The organism is Pseudoalteromonas sp. MMG007, assembly GCF_018100985.1.
Classification (GTDB): domain Bacteria; phylum Pseudomonadota; class Gammaproteobacteria; order Enterobacterales; family Alteromonadaceae; genus Pseudoalteromonas.
Genome location: NZ_JAGJEI010000001.1, coordinates 574,198 through 592,526, shown reverse-complemented (window position 1 = coordinate 592,526; position 18,329 = coordinate 574,198). Strand labels below are relative to the sequence as shown.

Sequence of the window (18,329 nt, the reverse complement as noted above, 5' to 3'; positions counted from 1 at the left end):
ATGTACTAGCTAGCTACCATTAAGCTAAAAGTTTAACTTATTAACCTAATAGGCTAAGTGCTGTCTGTGGTAACTGATTCGCCTGTGATAGTATTGACGTACCTGCTTGTTGCAAGATTTGGTTTTTCGTCATCTCTGCAGTTTCAGTTGCAAAGTCAGTGTCTTGAATACGACTACGTGAAGCAGATACGTTTTCAGAAATGTTAGACAAATTACTAATAGTATGGTCAAAACGGTTTTGAACCGCACCTAAGCTCGCACGTTGTGAATCAATATTTGCAATAGCATTATCAATAATTGCTAACGCATCTTGCGAACCTTCTTGGCTTGTAATATTAAGATCTGCAACATCATTTAATTTACTGGTTACAGGGTCTGTTCCTGCCGCTAAAGAAGCATCACTTGCGTCTACACTAAATGTCTCTGAAGAGTTCAACTGAACAGCACCCGATATTCTTGTTGCACCAGCTGCGTCATTTATTGTTACCGCTGTACCAGCAGCGCCATCATAACCTTCAGGTGTAACGTCAAGTGCAACTGATGGTGTACCATTGCTGTCGGTTAAACCTTCAAATGTAATATCTTCGCCGTTGTTATTTGATACAGAAAGAGCACCATTTTCAATTGTTGCAGTAACACCGGTATCATCAGTAGCACTGTTAATAGCCTCGGCTAGTGCTTGCTCATCACCAGCTTTAGTGCCGGTACCAACAAATGATAGTTTTTCACCATTAAGCTCAAAGCTAACTGACTCATCTTTACCCGCAAGAGCTGAAAGAGACAAATCAGCTTCAGTTCGTGCTTGAGCCGTAACACCCGTAGAACTTGTAACACTATTAATAGCATCCGCAGCATCTTTAGCGCTCGCACCAGCAGCAATAGTTACCTGAGCGTCATTACGTCCAGAAATGTCATATGTACCACCAGCAACACCACTAGCTGCTAAAGCAGTTGTTGCAGCTGCAGCCTGACCAAAGCCATCAGCCGCTGCAGATTGTAAGTTTACTTGATTAGAACCAATTTTTTCTGCTGCTACACTCGACAATGAAACATTAATTGTTTCATTGGCGTTAGCACCAATTTGGAATGACTTAGAGCCAAAGCTGCCGTCTAAAAGCTGTTGACCACCAAATGAGGTTGTCTCAGCAATACGTGTTAATTCAACTTGAAGTGCAGAGACTTCTTTTTGAAGAGATTCACGGTCTTCAGTAGAATTTGAACCATTAGCTGACTGTAGTGCAAGCTCACGCATACGTTGTAAAATACTTGTTGACTCATTCATTGCACCCTCAGCAGTTTGCGCCATTGATATACCATCGTTAGCGTTACGCTGTGCTACTGCTAAACCATTTACTTGTGATGTTAAACGGTTTGAAATTTGTAGGCCTGCCGCATCATCTTTTGCGCTATTGATACGCATACCCGATGATAAACGCTCCATTGACGTTGCAAGGTCAGAACCTGATTGAGATAGGTTACGCTGAGCGTTTAATGAAGATACATTTGTATTTACTGAAATCATAATAAAACTCCTGATTACTTTCGTAATGTGACTGTTTAAATTTAACCAAGAGCTGTCACAATTGTATGCTCAAGCTCTGTACTGGTTAAGTTAACGGCAGGAAAAATATTATCTTTAACGTTATTTTGATTTATTTTTAATAATTATTCGAAAATAGAATTAAGTAACTAATTTTAAATGAAATAATTAATTTTATTTTTTATTAAAGCGCTTCATTTACTTAAAATGAACTACTTACCCCCTAATAACGAAAAAAGCACATCGTACATGATGTGCTTTTTATTATCACTTGTACTAATGGCGTTTCTAGCCACCTAACAAGCTAATTGCTGCCTGTGGCACCTGGTTCGCTTGCGAAAGGATTGATGTGCCCGCCTGCTGCAATATTTGGTTTTTAGTCATTTCAGCAGTTTCTGTTGCAAAATCGGTATCTTGAATACGGCTTCGTGATGCAGATACATTTTGTTCGATGTTTGCAAGGTTACTAATTGTATGGCTAAAGCGATTTTGAACAGCACCCAACCCTGCACGCTGAGAGTCTATACTAGCGATAGCGTTATCAATTACCGATAAAGCATCTTGCGATCCTTTTTGACTCGTTATATCAATTTCAGCCGCATTCTCTAGAGAACTTGTTACTTTTGTCGCCACTTCATCCACAAAAGTTGTAGCTGTTGTTGCAAATGTTTCTGATGAATTAAGCTGTATCGCACCTGCTATTCTTGCAGAAGCGGAAGTTGCACTGCCTGTCTCGAGAGTAACAAGATCACCAGGCGAGTTTTCATTATAACCCTGAGGAGTTATATCTAATTGTGAACCTGCGCCCCCTGCAAATTCGACAATTTCAATATCAGCACCAGAGTTGTTTGACACAGATAAAACACCATTATCAAGAGTTGCGGTAACACCATGAACGTCTGTTTTACTGTTAATAGCTTCAGCCATCGCTTTTTCATCGCCTGTAGCTGTACCAGTAGCAACAAACGATACTTTTTCACCATTTAATTCAAAGCTTACAGACTCACCCGAAGTAGTTGCCGCGCCTGAAATATCTAGTTGTGCTTCTGTTCTTGCTTGAGCCTCTACCCCTGTCGCACTCGTTACTTGATTGATTAGCTCAGCAGCCTCTTCAGCACTCGCACCATTTGGAATAGCAACCGTAGAGTCCTCTCTGCCGGAAATAACCAAATCGCCATATGCAATAGCACTATCAGCGAGAGCGGCTCCAGTACCAGCAACTTCATTTACTTGACCAAAACCGTCTATAGTTGTTGCTGACTGTAAGTTCGTTTGATTAGAACCTATTTTTTCGGCTGCAACACTTGAAAGAGATACGTTAATAGTTTCATTAGCATTCGCGCCTACTTGGAATGCTTTACTACCATAGCTGCCATCTAATAGTTGTTGACCACCAAATGATGTCGTATCAGCAATACGTGTAAGTTCAACTTGAAGTGCTGAAACCTCTTTTTGGAGTGCTTCGCGGTCTTCAGGAGAATTCGAACCATTTGCCGATTGCAGAGCAAGCTCACGCATACGCTGCAAAATATTGGTTGACTCTTGCATGGCGCCCTCTGCAGTTTGCGCCATTGAAATACCGTCATTGGCATTACGCTGAGCAACGGCTAGGCCATTAATTTGTGAGGTCAAACGGTTAGAAATTTGTAGGCCAGCGGCATCATCTTTAGCGCTATTAATACGCATACCCGATGACAAGCGTTCCATTGAGGTTGCTAAGCCTTCGCCAGATTTTGATAAGTTACGTTGTGCGTTTAGTGACGACACATTAGTATTTACTGTTAATGCCATTTTACCATCTCCTAGGTTTAAACAGAGTGTGGTTCAACACGTTTTAACAGGAACCACTGTTCGATAATTATTTAACCATAACAAAGCATTTACTGTGCCAACTTTAAAACAAACTCAAACCACTGTTTTTATTATGTTTTTATAAGTTAAAGTGTAAGTTTTATGTTTTTCCGTAAGAGTGACAAATTATTGCCGCTATTTTGAGGGAGGTTTTTGCCGCTTTGTATTAGCTAAAGCGGCAAGGTATTTCTGCTTATAACCTGCTTATAAGTAATCAAACAATGAAAGGTTAGTCAAACGACCAAATGTGGCTTGAGATGCTTGCAGTGCGGTCTCTTGCTTAGTAAGTTCGCTAATAGCTTCAGCCATGTCTACTTCTACTAAATCAGAAAGGTTACTTTTATTTTGAATATCTTGTGCAAGGTTAGAGTCGCTAACGCTTTCAACTGCGTTCATACGACCACCTAAACTTGCTTGCGTATATACTACTTGTTCACTGGCATTTTGTAATTGAACCAAGCCATCGGCTAACACTTCTTGAAAATCATCACCTTCAAGTGTGCCGTCATTTAAACCTGTAATAAGTGATTGTAATGTATTGAGAACATTTTCTTTACCTGGTTTTTCAAGGCTAAAATCAAGCTGGCCAGGTGCTGTACCTTCAAATTCAATCTTCATACCTGCAAAATCGATTGGCTCATCTGTAACCTCACCCGTTACTGTTGGTGTTAGTGGAGCACCATCTCTATATATTTCGTAAGTTTGGGGATCGTCAGCCGTAGCCCCAGGGCTTACAAGTACACTATACGTATTTGCAGTTGCAGAAGCCGTTGGATCTGCGTTGTAATTTGCTTGATGGAAGTTATCAAACTCAGTTTGCCCGTCAACGTAAACGCTAGCAGCTGTAATAGAACCAGAAACACTTGCCGTATTAGATTCCACATTTAAACGCGCATCAGTTTTCTCAAATGTATCAAAGCCATTATCGCTCGATTTAATGCTTACACCTTCAGCAATTGTAATTGCATGCTGACCTTGATCCCCATTATAAGTATATTCACCCGCTGTTGAATCAAACTGGTATGGTTGAGTGCTATCTTGATAGCCTGAAAAAATAAACTTGCCGTCTTCTGAGCGCGTGTTCATTAAGTTAACAAGCGTTTTTTGTATTTCACTGAGTTCTGCAGCAATGGACTCTAAATCATCTTGAGTATAAGCACCATTACCGGCTTGAATAGTGAGTTCTTGCGCTTGCTGAATATTGGTATTTATACTTTGCAATATGGTTTCCTCTGTTTCGAGGCGTCCACTTAGCTGAGCAATATTCTTTGTATATTGCTCGTTTGTTTGTATTTTATTTGAATAGAGCATCCCTTGTGAAATAGCGGCAGGAGCTTCTGAAGTAGTTAAATACTTCTCACCAGTATTTACTTGCTCTTGTGCATTGGCAACGCTTTGTTGGCTGTCGAGTATTTTATTTATGTTGTTTTGGTACATTAAGTTATTTGATAAACGCATGATTACCTCGCCGCACTTAATAAGGTGTCAAAAATTTCTTGAGCTGCAGCCAATACTTGCGCTGATGCTGAGTATGATTGCTGAAAACGCAGTAAATTAGCAGCCTCTTCATCTAGGTTTACACCGGAAAGCGATTCATACCACGCTTCTGATTGCTGAGCTAACGCGTCAAATGCGCTTGCACTGGTAATAGCTTGGCCGGTTACTACGCCAATATCGCTCACCAAGCCTGAGTAAGCTTGATTAAATGTGTCGTGATTGTCGGCAGTGGCCGTAGTTACTACATTTTTACGCACTAATTCACCATTTTGTAAATCAGCTAGTTTCAAACCATTACGGTTATCATCAAAACCGCCTTCATTAAATTCAAGAGTAAACGTATCTCCAGTGGCTGGGGTACCTTCAATGTCAAAGTCAAAGCCGTAGCTATCAAAAGGTGCTCCAGCTTGTGCCAGCATGCCTTCCGCAGGAGGTGTTATGGTAAATGTTGAAGTACCACTTGCATCTGTAATTTGGTATTCGTTTGCAGTACCAGTTTTAACTAAGGTTATATCACCGTTTGTTAATCCCGGCGCCGAAGTAAAACCACCTGAGGTAACACTTGTTACCTCTCCTGCTGAAATAGTTGCTGTACTTGTATTGTCTATACTGTTTGCTGTACGAATTGGTGAAGCAAGCGCTAGGTCTTCACCTCTGCTTGTAGCAAGTGTAATGAGGGTCGCGGCTTCTGAATTTAATTTAATTTGAAATTGATCGCCTTCAACGCCACTTCCTGAAACGTTAATTTGCAGCCCAAATGATTCACCGCTAGTAATGTCGTCTGAGTCTATGATACCTGATGCCGGTATAGTCGCTAAAGACGCGCTACCTACAGGCTCACCTTTATTATCTATAGGTTGAATACTTACTTCATCAGCATTAGCGGTGTAGGTAATAATAAAATCACTTGCCGGTAATTCACTCCCTTTACCGGACTCTACTGTGGCTGTCATATTAGTAACACCACCGCTATTAGCTTTATATGCATAAGCGCCAACGGTAGGTATATTAAATATATCACCGCCTAGATCACCGTTTGCATCCATACCGAGTTTATTTTGTTCGTTAAACGCATCAGCAATTGCCAACCCCATTTGGCCTATTTGGTTTTGTGCCGGTACAAGTATGTCGTCTCTAAACGCCAATAAGCCACCAATTTTTCCCTTAAGTTTGCTTGCATCTATTTCAAGCGGCACAGCTTTGCCGCCATTTACATCAAGTGTGAGTTCTTTAAAATTAGGATCCGGGTCGCCCGACAGTGAAAACAAGTTAAAAGTACCGTTTTCCATAACTAAAGATTCGCCTGTACCCATAAATACAAGTTTTTCGCCATTAGGGCCATCGAGTGTTTCTATATCAACGAGCTCTGATAGTTCACGAATGGCTAAATCTCGCTGATTGTAAATAGAACTTGCATCGGATACGTTATTTGTTCCGTTTACTACCGCTATTTCTTGGTTCAAGGTATTAATATTTTGGATTAATGAATTAGCCTCTTCCGAGAAGATCTCAAGCTGTTCGTTCACTATGCTTTGCTGCTCAAGCACAATGCCAGAAAGTCTATCCATTTGATCAACTAGGCTTTGCGCATCGGTCATTACCAATGAGCGAGCAACCGACGAAGAGGGCTGGTTTAGCGCCTCTTGCACGTTGTTAAATAGCGAGTTGATGCCCGTTGATAAGTTATTCGACTCTTCAGAAAAAATAGTATCGACTCGATTTGCTTCTGTAACAAACTGATCGAAAAATGATTTATTGGAGGTGTCGCGGTTTAACTGCGATTGGGCAAACTCGTTTAAAAGCCTATATGTTTCGCCCCGCCCTACTTGGTTATCAACCATAGTTGTAAATTCAGTACGCTCACGTACGTAGCCTTCAGTATTTACATTGGTGATATTTTTACTGGTCGTTTGCAATAGTTCAGAGCTTGAACGAACCCCTGCACTGGCAATATTTAATAAACTAAACGACATATTACTTCACTCCTTGGGCAAACGCGCTTGTTGCAATATTTTTAAGCTCGCTGCTATTTAGCACTTTTTTTATTTTACTTGCGTAGTTAGGATCGGTTGCGTAGCCTGCTTTTTGCAGTGAATCTAAAAATTCATTTGGCTTTGCGGTATTTTTTAGTGCTTCTTCGTAACGTGGGTTTTGCGTTAAAAAATCAACAAAGTCGTTTACGCTATCTTTAATAGAATCGTAGGCTCTAAAGCTCGCTTGTTTTTTAACAGCGGTACCTTGCTCAAACTCAAGTGTTACTTTACTTGCTTTGTCGCCTTCCCAGCTTTTATCTGACTTAATATTAAATAAGTTATTTGAACTGCCACCATCACTTTTACTGATTATGTGCTTACCCCAACCCGTTTCAAGAGCGGCCTGAGCTACCATTACAGCCGGGTTTAAACCAATTTTTTGCGCCGCAGTTTTAGCGTGTTCCCACACAGAACTTACAAATTGCTCTGCTGTTTCAAAATTAGTGCTACTTGATTTAGGCTCATTAATGTTGGTTTGAGTGCTATCAATAGTGGTTGTTTGTTGCTCGTTTTTTTCATGTACAAGTGTTGACCCCGCACGCTTATCACTAAAGAAATCATTTGTAGTTCTAAGTACGGAACCAGGCATATAGTTATCTGCTTCAGGCGAAAGTTGCTGAACTATTAAATCTGCCAACCCAAGCGAGCCATTTGATGACAGCTCCGAGGAAAGTTGTTGATCGTGCATCTCTTCAAAAAACTTTACACCGCTTGAATTAAAAGGGCTGTCTTTATCTTCAAACGCTTCATTTGCTTTACGCATACCTTTTAGTAGCATTTGCGTAAAAATAGCTTCAAATTGTGCAGCCGCTTTTTTAAGCGCAGCTTTAGAAGCATCAGTTGATGCATCACCGCTGTTTAAAGCGTCTTGACGTAATGTATTTAAATTACTTAAATCAAAAAAGTTTTGCTTATCGAGGCGATTTGTTTCCATCAGCTTTTTGACACAAAAATGAATAATGCTTTAAGAAATGCAAAAATTGAGCCAAAAAAGATAGGTAATAAAAAAGCTTAAGACACTTTTGTATACTTAAGCTTTATTTGGAAGGATTAATAATTTATAACTGATCAAATAACAACAAGCTGACCGTTAATGGCTCCCGCTTCTTTGAGGGCTTCCAAAATAGCCATTAAATCACCAGGCGCTGCACCTACTTCGTTTATTGCACGTACTAAATCGTCAAGACTAACGCCAGGGTTAAAGACAAATGCACGAGAATCATCTTGATTAACATCAATAATACTTTGCTGTGTGACGACTGTATCACCTTGCGCCAATGGGTTGGGCTGCGAAACATTTTGCTGCTCAGCGATTGTAACCGTAAGGCCACCATGCGTAATTGCCGCGGGCTGAAGCTTTACGTTTTTACCAATAACAATGGTACCTGTTCGCGAATTAACAATGATTTTTGCAGCAGTATCAGCAGGTTTAAACTCAAGGTTTTCAAGCGTAGATAAGTAAGATACACGCTGCGAAGCATCCCGTGGCGCTAAAACCCTGATAGAAGCAGCATCAATTGCTTGTGCGCTATTAGGGCCAACTAAATCATTAATTGTTTTTTCTAAACGTTTAGCGGTTGTAAAGTCTGGGCGATTTAAATTAAAAGTAATGTAATCACCTTGCATAAATGGGCTTTCTACTGCTCGCTCAACTGTTGCCCCATTTGGCACTCTGCCAACGGTGGGTGTATTAATAACAACTCTACTGCCATCAAGCCCTTGAGCACCTAAACCACCTACAATTAGACTACCTTGTGCAATTGCGTATACATTGCCATCTACCCCTTTTAAAAAGGTTTGCAGCAACGTACCACCACGTAAACTGCCAGCACTACCAATAGACGATACAGTGATGTCTATTGTTTGGCCTGGCTTTCTAAAAGCAGGTAACTCGGCATGAACAGCGACTGCGGCTACATTTTTAATTTTAGGGCTTTGCGTAGAAGGAAGCGTAATACCAAAGCTATTTAGCATGCCTCTAAAACTTTGTTGCGTATAAGAGTTTTGCTCTCCAGTACCAGGTAGGCCGACCACTAAGCCATAACCAACTAATTGGTTAGACCTTACGCCTTCAACCATAGACACGTCTTTAATGCGTTCGGCACTGGCTGTAAATTGCACACTTAGTAATACAACTAAACATAAAGCTTTTAGGCTCTTCATGTTGCTACCCTCTAAAATGGAAACAGCGAACTGCTAAAGAAACGTGTAAGCCAACCTGGACTTTGCGATTCTTGTGTTTGACCTTTACCCGAATACTGAATACGAGCATTTGCTATACGGTTTGATTCTACTGTGTTATCGGCACTTACATCCTGCGGGCGAACTAAGCCTTCGAGCCTAATAAATTCTTCACCGGTATTTAACGTTAGCCATTTTTCACCGCGAATAACTAAATTACCATTTGGTAAAACACGCATAACATTTACCGAAATATCGCCGACTAAACTGTTAGATTGGTTTGATTTAGAATCACCTGTAAACGATGAATCGCTGCCAATACCAAACTGAATACTGTCACCACCAATATTTACAGGCAAACCACCTAAGCCAATAACAGGGTCGAGGCTTGACTCTGTTTCTTTATCTGTTTCTGTTTTAGCAGCTTTAGTCGCTTGGGTAGACTCTTCAAGCTTAACGGTAATTATATCGCCAGTGCGCAGTGCTTTTTTGTCTGAATATAAATCATTAGAAGTATGAGTATTAAACAAAGACCCAGTTGCTACCAGGGGCTCTACAACGGGCTCAGGGTACATAGGTGCATAGTACGGATCGTCTTGTACTACTTCACTATTTTGCGTAGACATACAACCACTTAAAAATAAAGCACCTGCTGAAATAAATAAAATTTTACGCATAAAAGTCCCCTTACTCTTTAAAGCTGTTGATTAATGTAACTCATCATTTCGTCAACGGCCGAGATAACCTTTGAGTTCATCTCGTAAATACGCTGTGTTTCGATTAGGTTTACCAGCTCTTCGGTTACATTCACGTTTGATGTTTCGAGTGAACCTTGAATAATACTTCCAAGCCCTTCAACTCCCGGGTTACCTTGCACCGGTGCACCGCTAACAGCAGTCTCGGTGTAAAGGTTTTGCCCAATTGGTTCAAGGCCTGATGGATTAATAAAGTCACTAATAGTTAACTGCCCAATAACTACGTTATCGGCTTGACCTGCAACACGTACCGACACTTCACCATCTTGTGAAACGGTTATTGATTGCGCATCATCCGGTACATTCATTTCGGGCTGAACTACATAGCCTGCTCCAGAGGTTACAATTCGACCATCGCCATCAGTTGTAAACTGCCCATTACGTGAATAAGCAATATTGCCATCTGGCTGAAGTACTTCGAAAAAGCCCTCACCTGAAATCATCCAATCTAAAGAGTTCTCGGTGGTTAACATGTTACCTTGAGTAAACTCTTTTTGGTTAGCAACCACCTTAGCACCCGCACCTAACATTAAACCTGATGGCATTTCGGTATCTTGCGACGAACGACCACCTGGCTGGTTAATATTTTGATAGAGTAAATCCTCAAATATAGCGCGGCTTTTTTTGTAACCTACAGTGCTAGCATTCGCTAAGTTATTTGAAATAACCGATATATCGGTTTGTTGAGCGTCTAGCCCTGTTTTACTGATCCACAATGCTGGATTCATAATTATGCCCTCACTTTAAAGTTAAACTATGCGCATCAGCTGGTCTTGACGTTCGTCAATTTCCTCAGCTGTTTTCATTAGTTTTACCTGTAATTCAAATTGACGCTGGTGGCTTATCATGTCGACCATTTCGTGAACTGGGTTCACATTAGACATCTCAAGCGAGCCACTTAATACTTTTACATTTGCTGATGTATCTACAGCCTCTCCAGGCACCGGCCTAAATAAACCATCGTTACCTTTTTCAAGTTGTGAGCTGTTAGCTTCTACAACCCTCAATGTGTCTACTTCTTCTAAAAAGTTAGCAGGAGCACCCTGTGGACGAACCTGAATGGCACCATCTTCACTAAAACCAATTTTTTCAACCGGCACAGGCAAAATAACAGGCCCGCCTTCGCCAATAACTTGACGGCCACCACTGGTCACCAACATACCCTGAGCTGTGATATTAAGCGTACCAACTTTCGTGTAAGCCTCATTGCCTGATTCATCTTGTACCGCAAGCCAAGCGTTATCGCTCATTGCAATATCTAAATCACGTCCAGTTTGTATTATGCCACCCGATACCATGTTTGAGCCTGGGCGCTCTTGCATTGAAAATACACGTGTCGGTAAACCTTCGCCAAACGCTTGCATGGAACGTGCTTGAGCAAAGTCAGCTTTAAAACCGGTTGTGTTTGCATTTGCCAAATTATTGGCTTTAAGCGCAAGCCCTTGAAGGCTTTGCTTAGCGCCAGAGGCAGCAATGTAGACCATTTTGTCCATAGTATCGACTCACATAAAAATCTCTGAATTGATAAATGCAAAATAGATGCCAGATTAAAATTGACACAGTGTTATGGAAGGATTTCATATAGGACATAGTAAAAAGGCTGCAAAATGCAGCCTTTTTTAGCATTAAATTTAACTTATCGAATCTGCAAGATGCTTTGCTGGATTGTTGAGTTAACTTCAAGTGCACGCGAGTTTGCCTGGTAATTTCGTTGGGCTGTAATTAAATCTACAAGCTCGTTTGTCAAATTTGTATTTGATTGCTCAAGTGCTGAGGAGTTGATACTACCAAAAGTACCTGATCCCGCCTCACCTGCAACAGGCTCACCCGAGTTAATACTTTGTTTCCAGCTGGTATCACCTACTTGCGATAAGCCTTGTGAATTAGGAAAGCGAACCATAGCTACTTGTCCAAGGTAAGTTGAATCACCATTACTGTATGAAGCAACCAGTTTACCATCAGTACCAATATCTACCCCAGCTAAACGCCCTACGGTCGAACCGTCTTGATCAAGTGCTTTAACTTCGAAACCACTTGAATACTGAGTAGGAATACGACCTGAAGTATTATTTTCATCTCGCCAGTTAATTTCTATGCCAGTATCAGGAAAAGTAGCACCATTATCAAGCATTGAAGATAATCCACCGGCAGCATTTTCTAAAGTAACTTCATCAAATGTTGTTAAGTTCGTGTTTGCAATACCATCCGTTGTTGCTGGCAAACCGCTTGAATTAAACCCTAACGTTGTTATTGGTGAGTAAGGCGTTGTAGTTTGCTCAGCTCCCGTTGTAGGATCAATTACTTTACCATCAAGAGTAGCATATACTTCCCAGCTGTTGTCTGAGCCACCAGAAGCAGCATCTTCTTCTTTAGCAAAAAAATACTGTAGGATGTGCGGTTCTCCTAACGAGTCATATACCGTGGTTGAGGTAGATGAATTGTAAGTACCATTTGAAGTTGGGTCAAAATCTAGACCTGTTGCATCTGCGGTTGCATCTAAATTAAACGATAGAAATACATTTTCAGTTGCACGAGGTGAACCCGACGAGTCTGGTATTTGAACTGGGTCTGTGGTGCTCAAACTAACTGATGTTGTATCACCGGTAGATGAATCGACAGGGAACGCTTGTAAAAAGTTACCGCTAGCGTCAACCATAAAATTATCTTGATTAAGCTTAAAGGCCCCGGCACGCGTGTAGGTTAAATCTTGTGATGAAATATCATCAGTCATTGCAAAATAACCTTCACCAGTAATCGCTAAATCTAGCGAGTTATTAGTAAACTGTAGCGACCCTTGATGAAACTGCTGTGCAACCATGGTGGTTTGAACACCGTCACCATTTTTAGTTTTACCAGCGCTAAATACCGATGATGCATATACATCAGCAAACTCAGCACGTGACTCTTTAAAGCCTGTAGTATTAACGTTTGCAATGTTGTTTGCCGTTACGTCTAAATCTTTTTGCGCGGCAGCAAGGCCGGTTAATGCAATATTGAAGCTCATAATTCACCTCTAACCTTTAAATATGTGGCCTGCTGGCAGGCAAAAAATACTAAAATTTACTATGCGATTTCTGCTACGTCTGTCAGTCTAACCGCGCCTTCTTTAGTGTTAATAATAATGCCGCTTGAACCATTTATATTAACGCTTTCAATGTTCTTAAATGTCGCTATTGGTAGGCTTGAAAACTCACCGTCAGTACTTCCTTCAGCTGATACCGTGTATTCACCTTCAGGTAATCGTTCACCGTTTTCGTTTGTACCATCCCAAGTGAAGCGAACCGCTCCAGCAGGCTGAGAGCCCATATCAATTGTTTTAACTAATTGACCTGAAGCATCAGTAACTTTAATTTTTAAATTATCTACAGCTTCTTCCGCAACTGCTGACCCTTTAGCATCACCTGTTTCATTTAAATCTAAAGAATTAGATTCTAACAGCGCTTGCTTACCTACAAGTGTTGAGGCTTGCAAAGCAGAGTTTGAGGTCATTGATGAAGCTAAAGATTCAAAGTTTGTGTTTAAATCTGTGATACCTTGCGCCATCGTAAAATTAGTCATTTGTGCAATCATTTGATCATTATCCGCAGGGTTACTGGGATCTTGATACGATAATTGCTGAGTTAACAAAGAGAAAAAGTCTTCTTGCGTTAACGCGTCACTTTCCTCATCAGCTGTTGCTACTTGGGTGTCTTGCCAAGTAATAGAGTCCAAATAGGATGAACTGGTACTAATATCGTTACTCATAACCTACCCTCGGTTATCGCTGCCCAAGTAACAGCGTTTTGCTTAACATTTGCTTAGCTGCATCTGCAACTTGCACGTTTGTTTGATAAGAGCGAGAGGCTGAGATCATATTTGCCATCTCCTCAACAACATTAACGTTGGGTTTATAGATATAGCCGTTTTCATCCGCGCTCGGGTGATTTGGGTTATATTCAATCTGTAATGGCTTGTCACTTTCAACAATTCCCAAAACTTTAACACCAACAGCGGAGCCCTGAGGATTACTCGCTGATGCTGACGCTTTAGTCAGTTCTGCTGCAAATACAGGCTGGCGCGCTCGGTAAGTTTGGTCTTGAGATGAACTAATCGTATTAGCATTAGAGATATTACTTGCGGTTGTATTTAAGCGAACATTTTGTGCGCTCATACCACTAGCTGAAATATCAAATACATTATATAAACTCATAATTTTTATCCTTGACTACCGAGGGCTTTGTTCAGACCTTTAAATCTGCCGCTTAAAAATTGCAAGCTGGCCTGATACTCCATCGCATTCTGTGTATACAAGTTTCGTTCCACCTGTATATCCACTGAGTTACCATCACCTGTATCTGTTTGATTTGGCATACGAAATAATTCAGAACCACCTACACTTCGAGTCCCACCGGCAATATGATTTGCATCTGTAGTAACCATTGAATTGCCGCTTTGCTGGGTTGACCTTGCCGCTTTTAATGCTGAGGCAAAGTCGATATCTTTTGCTTTATAGCCAGGCGTATCAGCATTCGCTATATTAGTAGCAATTAACTCTGCTCGCTGTGAACGGATCAACATGGCTTGCGGGTGCACACCTAATGCTTTATCAAAACTGATCGCCATAACCTTCTCCAAAAAATTGACTTATCTATGCTTAAAGCAAAAAGTAAGCCATTAATATTAGAGGTTGGTCGATTTTTATAAGAGCATGTTTAGAAAGAAAAAACGACGCATTTAGCGCCGTTATTAAGGAGGAAGGTTACATAATTATTTCTTTTGGTAGATGATGCCAGGGTTGCAACGTACCATATCAAACTCATCACTTAAGCCAGTCATCGACTCCGATGCACCTAAAAATAGATACCCTTTGGGATTTAAAGCTTGAGCAAATTGACTAATAATTTTTGCTTTAACTTCGGGTGAAAAGTAAATGAGTACATTTCGACAAAAAATTATATCAAATTTCCCCATAAGCGCATAAGAGTCAAGTAAGTTTAAATGCCTAAAGTTAACCTGCTTTCTCACAGCATCGTTAACCTGTGCCATACCATTGCCGCTATCTTTAAAGAATTTTTTGCGCCGATCAGCAGACAAACCTCTTGCAAGCGCAAGAGAATCATACTCTGCATTTTTACACATATCGAGCATGGTATTGGATATATCAGTCCCGGTAATTTGTGCCCCCATACGAAGCACGCTTGGATGCTTTGCCTGAAACTCTGCAACAGACATAGCAATAGAGTATGGCTCTTGTCCTGACGAGCTTGCAGCCGACCAAATTTTTAATGGCCTTTTAAGTTCTTTAAATTCAGGAAACAACCTATTTTGTAAAAGCTCAAAGGGATATTGATCTCTAAACCATAGCGTTTCATTTGTGGTCATCGCATCAACAACTGCGGCTCTTAATTGCCGCTCATGCGGCCCAAGTGTTTTACTGACTAGTTGCGATAAAGATTCCACATTAAATCGAGCCATTAATGGGGCAAGTCGGCTTTTAACTAAATATTGCTTATTTTCACCTAAAACAATACCGCATTGCTGCTCTAAAAACGAACGGAACTGATCGTATTCACTTTGCTGCAAATCTTTATTATTCAAATTAATAACACCTATAATTATTCGTCACTGTGAACCCATTTTTTAACCGCTGTTGCTAACTCATCAGGGTTAAACTTAGCAATAAAATCATCTGCGCCTACTTTTTCAATCATCGCTTGGTTAAAAACACCACTTAAAGATGTATGTAAAATAACATGCAACGGTGCTAGTTTTGGATCTGCTTTTATTTCAGCAGTTAATGTATAGCCGTCCATTTCAGGCATTTCAACATCTGATATCAATAAACCTACGCGCTCTGTAATATCATTTGTACAATCAAGCTCAGCTATTTCTTTTAGTCGTATTAATGCTTCTTTACCATTTTTAGCAAGCTCGGTCTGCACACCCAATGGCTCAAGTGCTCTTTTTACTTGGTTACGCGCTACAGCCGAATCATCGGCAATAAATACGATACGCTCACCTAAATCTTTTTGAATATCGCCACCGGCAGCAACCTCAGCACTTACTTCTGTATTCACTGGGCAAATTTCGTTAAGAATTTTTTCTACGTCGAGAATTTCTACTAATTCATTTTCGATTTCGGTCACAGCGGTTAAATATGAATATCTGCCAGCACCTGATGGAGGCGGCATTATTTTTTCCCAGTTCATATTTACTATTCGCTCTACACCACCTACTAAAAACCCTTGAACAGAGCGATTATATTCAGCAATGATAATAAAACTGTCTTTAATGTTTTCTATTGGACGCCCACCTACAGCCATCGATAAATCTATAACTGAGATAGTTTGGCCACGTATATGCGCAACACCACGAATGTACGCATTTGATTTAGGCATACTAGTAAGAGGCGGGCATTGTAGTACCTCTCTTACTTTAAACACGTTAATACCAAAACGCTGACGCCCTCTGAGCTTAAATAAAAGTAATTCTAGGCGGTTCTGCCCAACCAACTGTGTGCGTTGGTTTACTGAGTCTAAAATGCCTGCCATTCAAATCTCCTAAAGAAAACAAAAAATCCGGAACGATAATTGCTTTCTGATAATAAAGCTACATAACATCGCGGGAGCGTCTAAGTTTTGACGCAAAATATTTATACCCTGTTTTAAACCATAAGCATAGTCGAAACATTATGAGTTTGTTAAAAAAAGTCAGAAGATACAGTGTTTTTTATTTTGTTGCCAGCCTCTGCTTGGCAATACCTCTGCATGCAAAAGTGTTTAGCAAAGATTTACTGCAAGAGATGGCCGTTAATTATATAGCAAAGCAGGTCGATAGAACTGATACCAGCAAAACTCAGCTAAGCGCCCTTCCTCTTGATAGCCGCATACCTGATCGTGTATGCAAATCCCATCTTCAGTTAACGTCTACTAGCGAGCCGCCATTTAATAGACAGGTAACTATCCAAGCTAAATGTGAAGATGAACAACCTTGGGCGCAATATGTTCATGTAAGAGTTGTTGAAATGGCTCCAGTTGTAGTTGCAAACGCAAATCTAGCGCGTGGCGAAGTAATTACTAAGTCACATTTGAGTATACAAATGAAACCATCTCACTTTGTAAGAGTTCAATACTTAGATGACCCAACTATTTTGGTTGGTAGTAGAAGTAAGCGCAACATTAGAAGCGGTATGCCAGTGCTACTTAATCAAATTTGCATGGTATGTAAGGGAGATTCTGTTAATATTTACGCAAACCTTAGGGGGCTTCAAATAAAAACATCGGGGATAGCCCTTGAAGATGGAACCTTAGGTGAGCAAGTCCAGATTAAGAACAAAAAATCAGGTAAAATTTTAAATGCGCGAGTAGATGGTGTAGAGTCTGTTCAAGTAAACATTTAATTTAGATTTATACTAAAGTATCCTACGAATATGCCGATAGCTAGGCATTAGTTGGGTAATATACGGGTTTATTATTATGGTCAGTCAAGTTAATGGTAGTAATCAACAAGCAAATGCACTTTCAAACGCAAAGCAGCAACAGGTTGATTTAAAAAAAGATAATGCAAACACTCAAGCTGCACAATCGCAATCACCAAAGGCTGCGAGTGATTCAGTAAGCTTAACGCCACAAGCGCAACAATTAAAAACATTGCAAGACAAAGCGCAACAATCGCCAGGTTTTGACAGTGATAAAGTGGCTGAGCTTAAAAAAGCAATTACTGAAGGAAAATACCAAATCGATGCTGAAAAGCTGACAAAAAATCTAGCTGACTTTGAGTTTAATGTCTATGGCTGATCATAATGGTTTAATTTTCGTAAAGCTAAATGAGCAAATAAATTGCTTAGAATCATTAGACACGCTACTAAATGAAGAGCTTATAGTTATTTCCTCTCGACGAGGCGATGGCTTAAAAGAACTTGCCCAACAAAAAATGCCTTTTCTAGCTAAGCTTACGAAACTCGACAAAGAGTTAAATAAACTTTTTATAGCTAATGATAAAAACTCAGCAGAAGTGAATGAGCTTGTCTCTTCAGTTAAATCACAACTAGCCCAATGTCAGAAGCTCAATAAAGTTAATGCACACGCAGCACGTCAAGCTCACTTGAGTGTTAAACAGCTTAAAGAAATTTTAATTGGCGCCCCAACTAGTATGACTTACGACCAAGGCGGCAGTGTAGTTAACACAGACAGTAAACTAGTACGTAACTTAAAAGCCTAAGCTAATTTGGCAGCTAAACGCGCTATTGCCTTCAACGTTATTTTCTCTAAATTCACTATACAATTCTTATAAGTTTCAATTTTTCTTAAGTTTATAAACACACACTTTTAGCTAAAGTAATTAAGCAACACAGTGTGCCTAAAACCGTTTAAAAACCCGTTTAATATTGAGCGTTATCTTAGCCGTCGCAAGGCTTTTAAGCGCGCAAAGCACGTGCTAAACGTGACAACCTGAGGAGTTGAACTTTTACATTAGAGGAGCTCGTCTTCACAT

Annotated in this window: 18 protein-coding genes; 3 read left to right on the top strand and 15 right to left on the bottom strand. The window is 40.4% G+C overall.

All coding sequences use genetic code 11. From position 1 onward, the window contains the following. Positions 1–40: 40 nt before the first annotated feature. The 15 genes from J8L71_RS18595 to J8L71_RS02735 form a co-directional block, all read right to left on the bottom strand. Positions 41–1,522, bottom strand: a complete 1,482-nt coding sequence (locus J8L71_RS18595) for a flagellin (protein WP_282098365.1) — start codon at positions 1,520–1,522, stop codon at positions 41–43. 306 nt (positions 1,523–1,828) lie between these two features. Then, positions 1,829–3,331, bottom strand: a complete 1,503-nt coding sequence (locus J8L71_RS02800; protein WP_210999171.1) for a flagellin — start codon at positions 3,329–3,331, stop codon at positions 1,829–1,831. Between the two features lie 264 nt (positions 3,332–3,595). Continuing rightward, entirely contained in the window at positions 3,596–4,849 is a 1,254-nt protein-coding gene (gene flgL / locus J8L71_RS02795) for a flagellar hook-associated protein FlgL (protein ID WP_210999170.1), read from the bottom strand. 2 nt (positions 4,850–4,851) lie between these two features. After that, positions 4,852–6,861, bottom strand: coding sequence for a flagellar hook-associated protein FlgK (gene flgK / locus J8L71_RS02790; RefSeq protein WP_210999169.1), 2,010 nt, complete (start codon positions 6,859–6,861; stop codon positions 4,852–4,854). A gap of 1 nt (position 6,862) precedes the next feature. Then, complete coding sequence (gene flgJ / locus J8L71_RS02785) at positions 6,863–7,855, bottom strand: flagellar assembly peptidoglycan hydrolase FlgJ (protein WP_210999168.1); 993 nt, start codon at positions 7,853–7,855, stop codon at positions 6,863–6,865. 134 nt (positions 7,856–7,989) lie between these two features. Beyond that, positions 7,990–9,084: a flagellar basal body P-ring protein FlgI gene (locus J8L71_RS02780; RefSeq protein WP_210999167.1), complete on the bottom strand. Its 1,095-nt coding sequence runs from the start codon at positions 9,082–9,084 to the stop codon at positions 7,990–7,992. Positions 9,085–9,095: 11 nt separating this feature from the next. Further along, complete coding sequence (gene flgH / locus J8L71_RS02775; RefSeq protein ID WP_210999166.1) at positions 9,096–9,779, bottom strand: flagellar basal body L-ring protein FlgH; 684 nt, start codon at positions 9,777–9,779, stop codon at positions 9,096–9,098. Positions 9,780–9,796: 17 nt separating this feature from the next. Beyond that, positions 9,797–10,585 carry a flagellar basal-body rod protein FlgG gene (gene flgG, locus J8L71_RS02770; RefSeq protein WP_210999165.1) on the bottom strand — a complete coding sequence of 263 codons (789 nt, stop codon included), beginning with the start codon at positions 10,583–10,585 and terminating at the stop codon, positions 9,797–9,799. A 21-nt stretch (positions 10,586–10,606) separates the two neighbouring features. Beyond that, positions 10,607–11,350 (bottom strand): flagellar basal-body rod protein FlgF, encoded by a 744-nt coding sequence (flgF, locus tag J8L71_RS02765; protein ID WP_210999164.1) that lies wholly within the window; start codon positions 11,348–11,350, stop codon positions 10,607–10,609. Positions 11,351–11,493: 143 nt separating this feature from the next. Next, positions 11,494–12,861 carry a flagellar hook protein FlgE gene (gene flgE / locus J8L71_RS02760; RefSeq protein WP_210999163.1) on the bottom strand — a complete coding sequence of 456 codons (1,368 nt, stop codon included), beginning with the start codon at positions 12,859–12,861 and terminating at the stop codon, positions 11,494–11,496. Between the two features lie 59 nt (positions 12,862–12,920). After that, complete coding sequence (locus J8L71_RS02755) at positions 12,921–13,601, bottom strand: flagellar hook assembly protein FlgD (RefSeq protein ID WP_210999162.1); 681 nt, start codon at positions 13,599–13,601, stop codon at positions 12,921–12,923. Between the two features lie 13 nt (positions 13,602–13,614). Further along, positions 13,615–14,046 carry a flagellar basal body rod protein FlgC gene (gene flgC / locus J8L71_RS02750; RefSeq protein ID WP_058548577.1) on the bottom strand — a complete coding sequence of 144 codons (432 nt, stop codon included), beginning with the start codon at positions 14,044–14,046 and terminating at the stop codon, positions 13,615–13,617. A 5-nt stretch (positions 14,047–14,051) separates the two neighbouring features. Beyond that, positions 14,052–14,459, bottom strand: coding sequence for a flagellar basal body rod protein FlgB (gene flgB, locus J8L71_RS02745; protein WP_210999161.1), 408 nt, complete (start codon positions 14,457–14,459; stop codon positions 14,052–14,054). A gap of 144 nt (positions 14,460–14,603) precedes the next feature. Next, positions 14,604–15,434 (bottom strand): protein-glutamate O-methyltransferase CheR, encoded by an 831-nt coding sequence (locus tag J8L71_RS02740; protein ID WP_210999160.1) that lies wholly within the window; start codon positions 15,432–15,434, stop codon positions 14,604–14,606. Positions 15,435–15,451: 17 nt separating this feature from the next. Further along, positions 15,452–16,387 carry a chemotaxis protein CheV gene (locus J8L71_RS02735; protein ID WP_210999159.1) on the bottom strand — a complete coding sequence of 312 codons (936 nt, stop codon included), beginning with the start codon at positions 16,385–16,387 and terminating at the stop codon, positions 15,452–15,454. A gap of 140 nt (positions 16,388–16,527) precedes the next feature. Here J8L71_RS02735 and flgA point away from each other — a divergent pair, with 140 nt between their 5' ends. The 3 genes from flgA (at position 16,528) to J8L71_RS02720 (ending at position 18,056) form a co-directional block, all read left to right on the top strand. Further along, complete coding sequence (flgA, locus tag J8L71_RS02730; protein WP_210999158.1) at positions 16,528–17,235, top strand: flagellar basal body P-ring formation chaperone FlgA; 708 nt, start codon at positions 16,528–16,530, stop codon at positions 17,233–17,235. A 76-nt stretch (positions 17,236–17,311) separates the two neighbouring features. Next, complete coding sequence (gene flgM, locus J8L71_RS02725) at positions 17,312–17,632, top strand: flagellar biosynthesis anti-sigma factor FlgM (RefSeq protein WP_210999157.1); 321 nt, start codon at positions 17,312–17,314, stop codon at positions 17,630–17,632. Next, entirely contained in the window at positions 17,625–18,056 is a 432-nt protein-coding gene (locus J8L71_RS02720) for a flagellar protein FlgN (protein ID WP_210999156.1), read from the top strand. Before flgM ends, J8L71_RS02720 begins: the two co-directional genes overlap by 8 nt. Positions 18,057–18,329: the final 273 nt, after the last annotated feature.

Excerpts from the sequence above, each read along its gene's own strand:
- J8L71_RS18595 (WP_282098365.1), bottom strand. The coding sequence starts at position 1,522 with ATGATTTCAGTAAATACAAATGTATCTTCATTAAACGCTCAGCGTAAC.
- J8L71_RS02800 (WP_210999171.1), bottom strand. The coding sequence starts at position 3,331 with ATGGCATTAACAGTAAATACTAATGTGTCGTCACTAAACGCACAACGT.
- flgL (WP_210999170.1), bottom strand. The coding sequence starts at position 4,849 with ATGCGTTTATCAAATAACTTAATGTACCAAAACAACATAAATAAAATA.
- flgK (WP_210999169.1), bottom strand. The coding sequence starts at position 6,861 with ATGTCGTTTAGTTTATTAAATATTGCCAGTGCAGGGGTTCGTTCAAGC.
- flgJ (WP_210999168.1), bottom strand. The coding sequence starts at position 7,855 with ATGGAAACAAATCGCCTCGATAAGCAAAACTTTTTTGATTTAAGTAAT.
- J8L71_RS02780 (WP_210999167.1), bottom strand. The coding sequence starts at position 9,084 with ATGAAGAGCCTAAAAGCTTTATGTTTAGTTGTATTACTAAGTGTGCAA.
- flgH (WP_210999166.1), bottom strand. The coding sequence starts at position 9,779 with ATGCGTAAAATTTTATTTATTTCAGCAGGTGCTTTATTTTTAAGTGGT.
- flgG (WP_210999165.1), bottom strand. The coding sequence starts at position 10,585 with ATGAATCCAGCATTGTGGATCAGTAAAACAGGGCTAGACGCTCAACAA.
- flgF (WP_210999164.1), bottom strand. The coding sequence starts at position 11,350 with ATGGACAAAATGGTCTACATTGCTGCCTCTGGCGCTAAGCAAAGCCTT.
- flgE (WP_210999163.1), bottom strand. The coding sequence starts at position 12,861 with ATGAGCTTCAATATTGCATTAACCGGCCTTGCTGCCGCGCAAAAAGAT.
- J8L71_RS02755 (WP_210999162.1), bottom strand. The coding sequence starts at position 13,601 with ATGAGTAACGATATTAGTACCAGTTCATCCTATTTGGACTCTATTACT.
- flgC (WP_058548577.1), bottom strand. The coding sequence starts at position 14,046 with ATGAGTTTATATAATGTATTTGATATTTCAGCTAGTGGTATGAGCGCA.
- flgB (WP_210999161.1), bottom strand. The coding sequence starts at position 14,459 with ATGGCGATCAGTTTTGATAAAGCATTAGGTGTGCACCCGCAAGCCATG.
- J8L71_RS02735 (WP_210999159.1), bottom strand. The coding sequence starts at position 16,387 with ATGGCAGGCATTTTAGACTCAGTAAACCAACGCACACAGTTGGTTGGG.
- flgA (WP_210999158.1), top strand. The coding sequence starts at position 16,528 with ATGAGTTTGTTAAAAAAAGTCAGAAGATACAGTGTTTTTTATTTTGTT.
- flgM (WP_210999157.1), top strand. The coding sequence starts at position 17,312 with ATGGTCAGTCAAGTTAATGGTAGTAATCAACAAGCAAATGCACTTTCA.
- J8L71_RS02720 (WP_210999156.1), top strand. The coding sequence starts at position 17,625 with ATGGCTGATCATAATGGTTTAATTTTCGTAAAGCTAAATGAGCAAATA.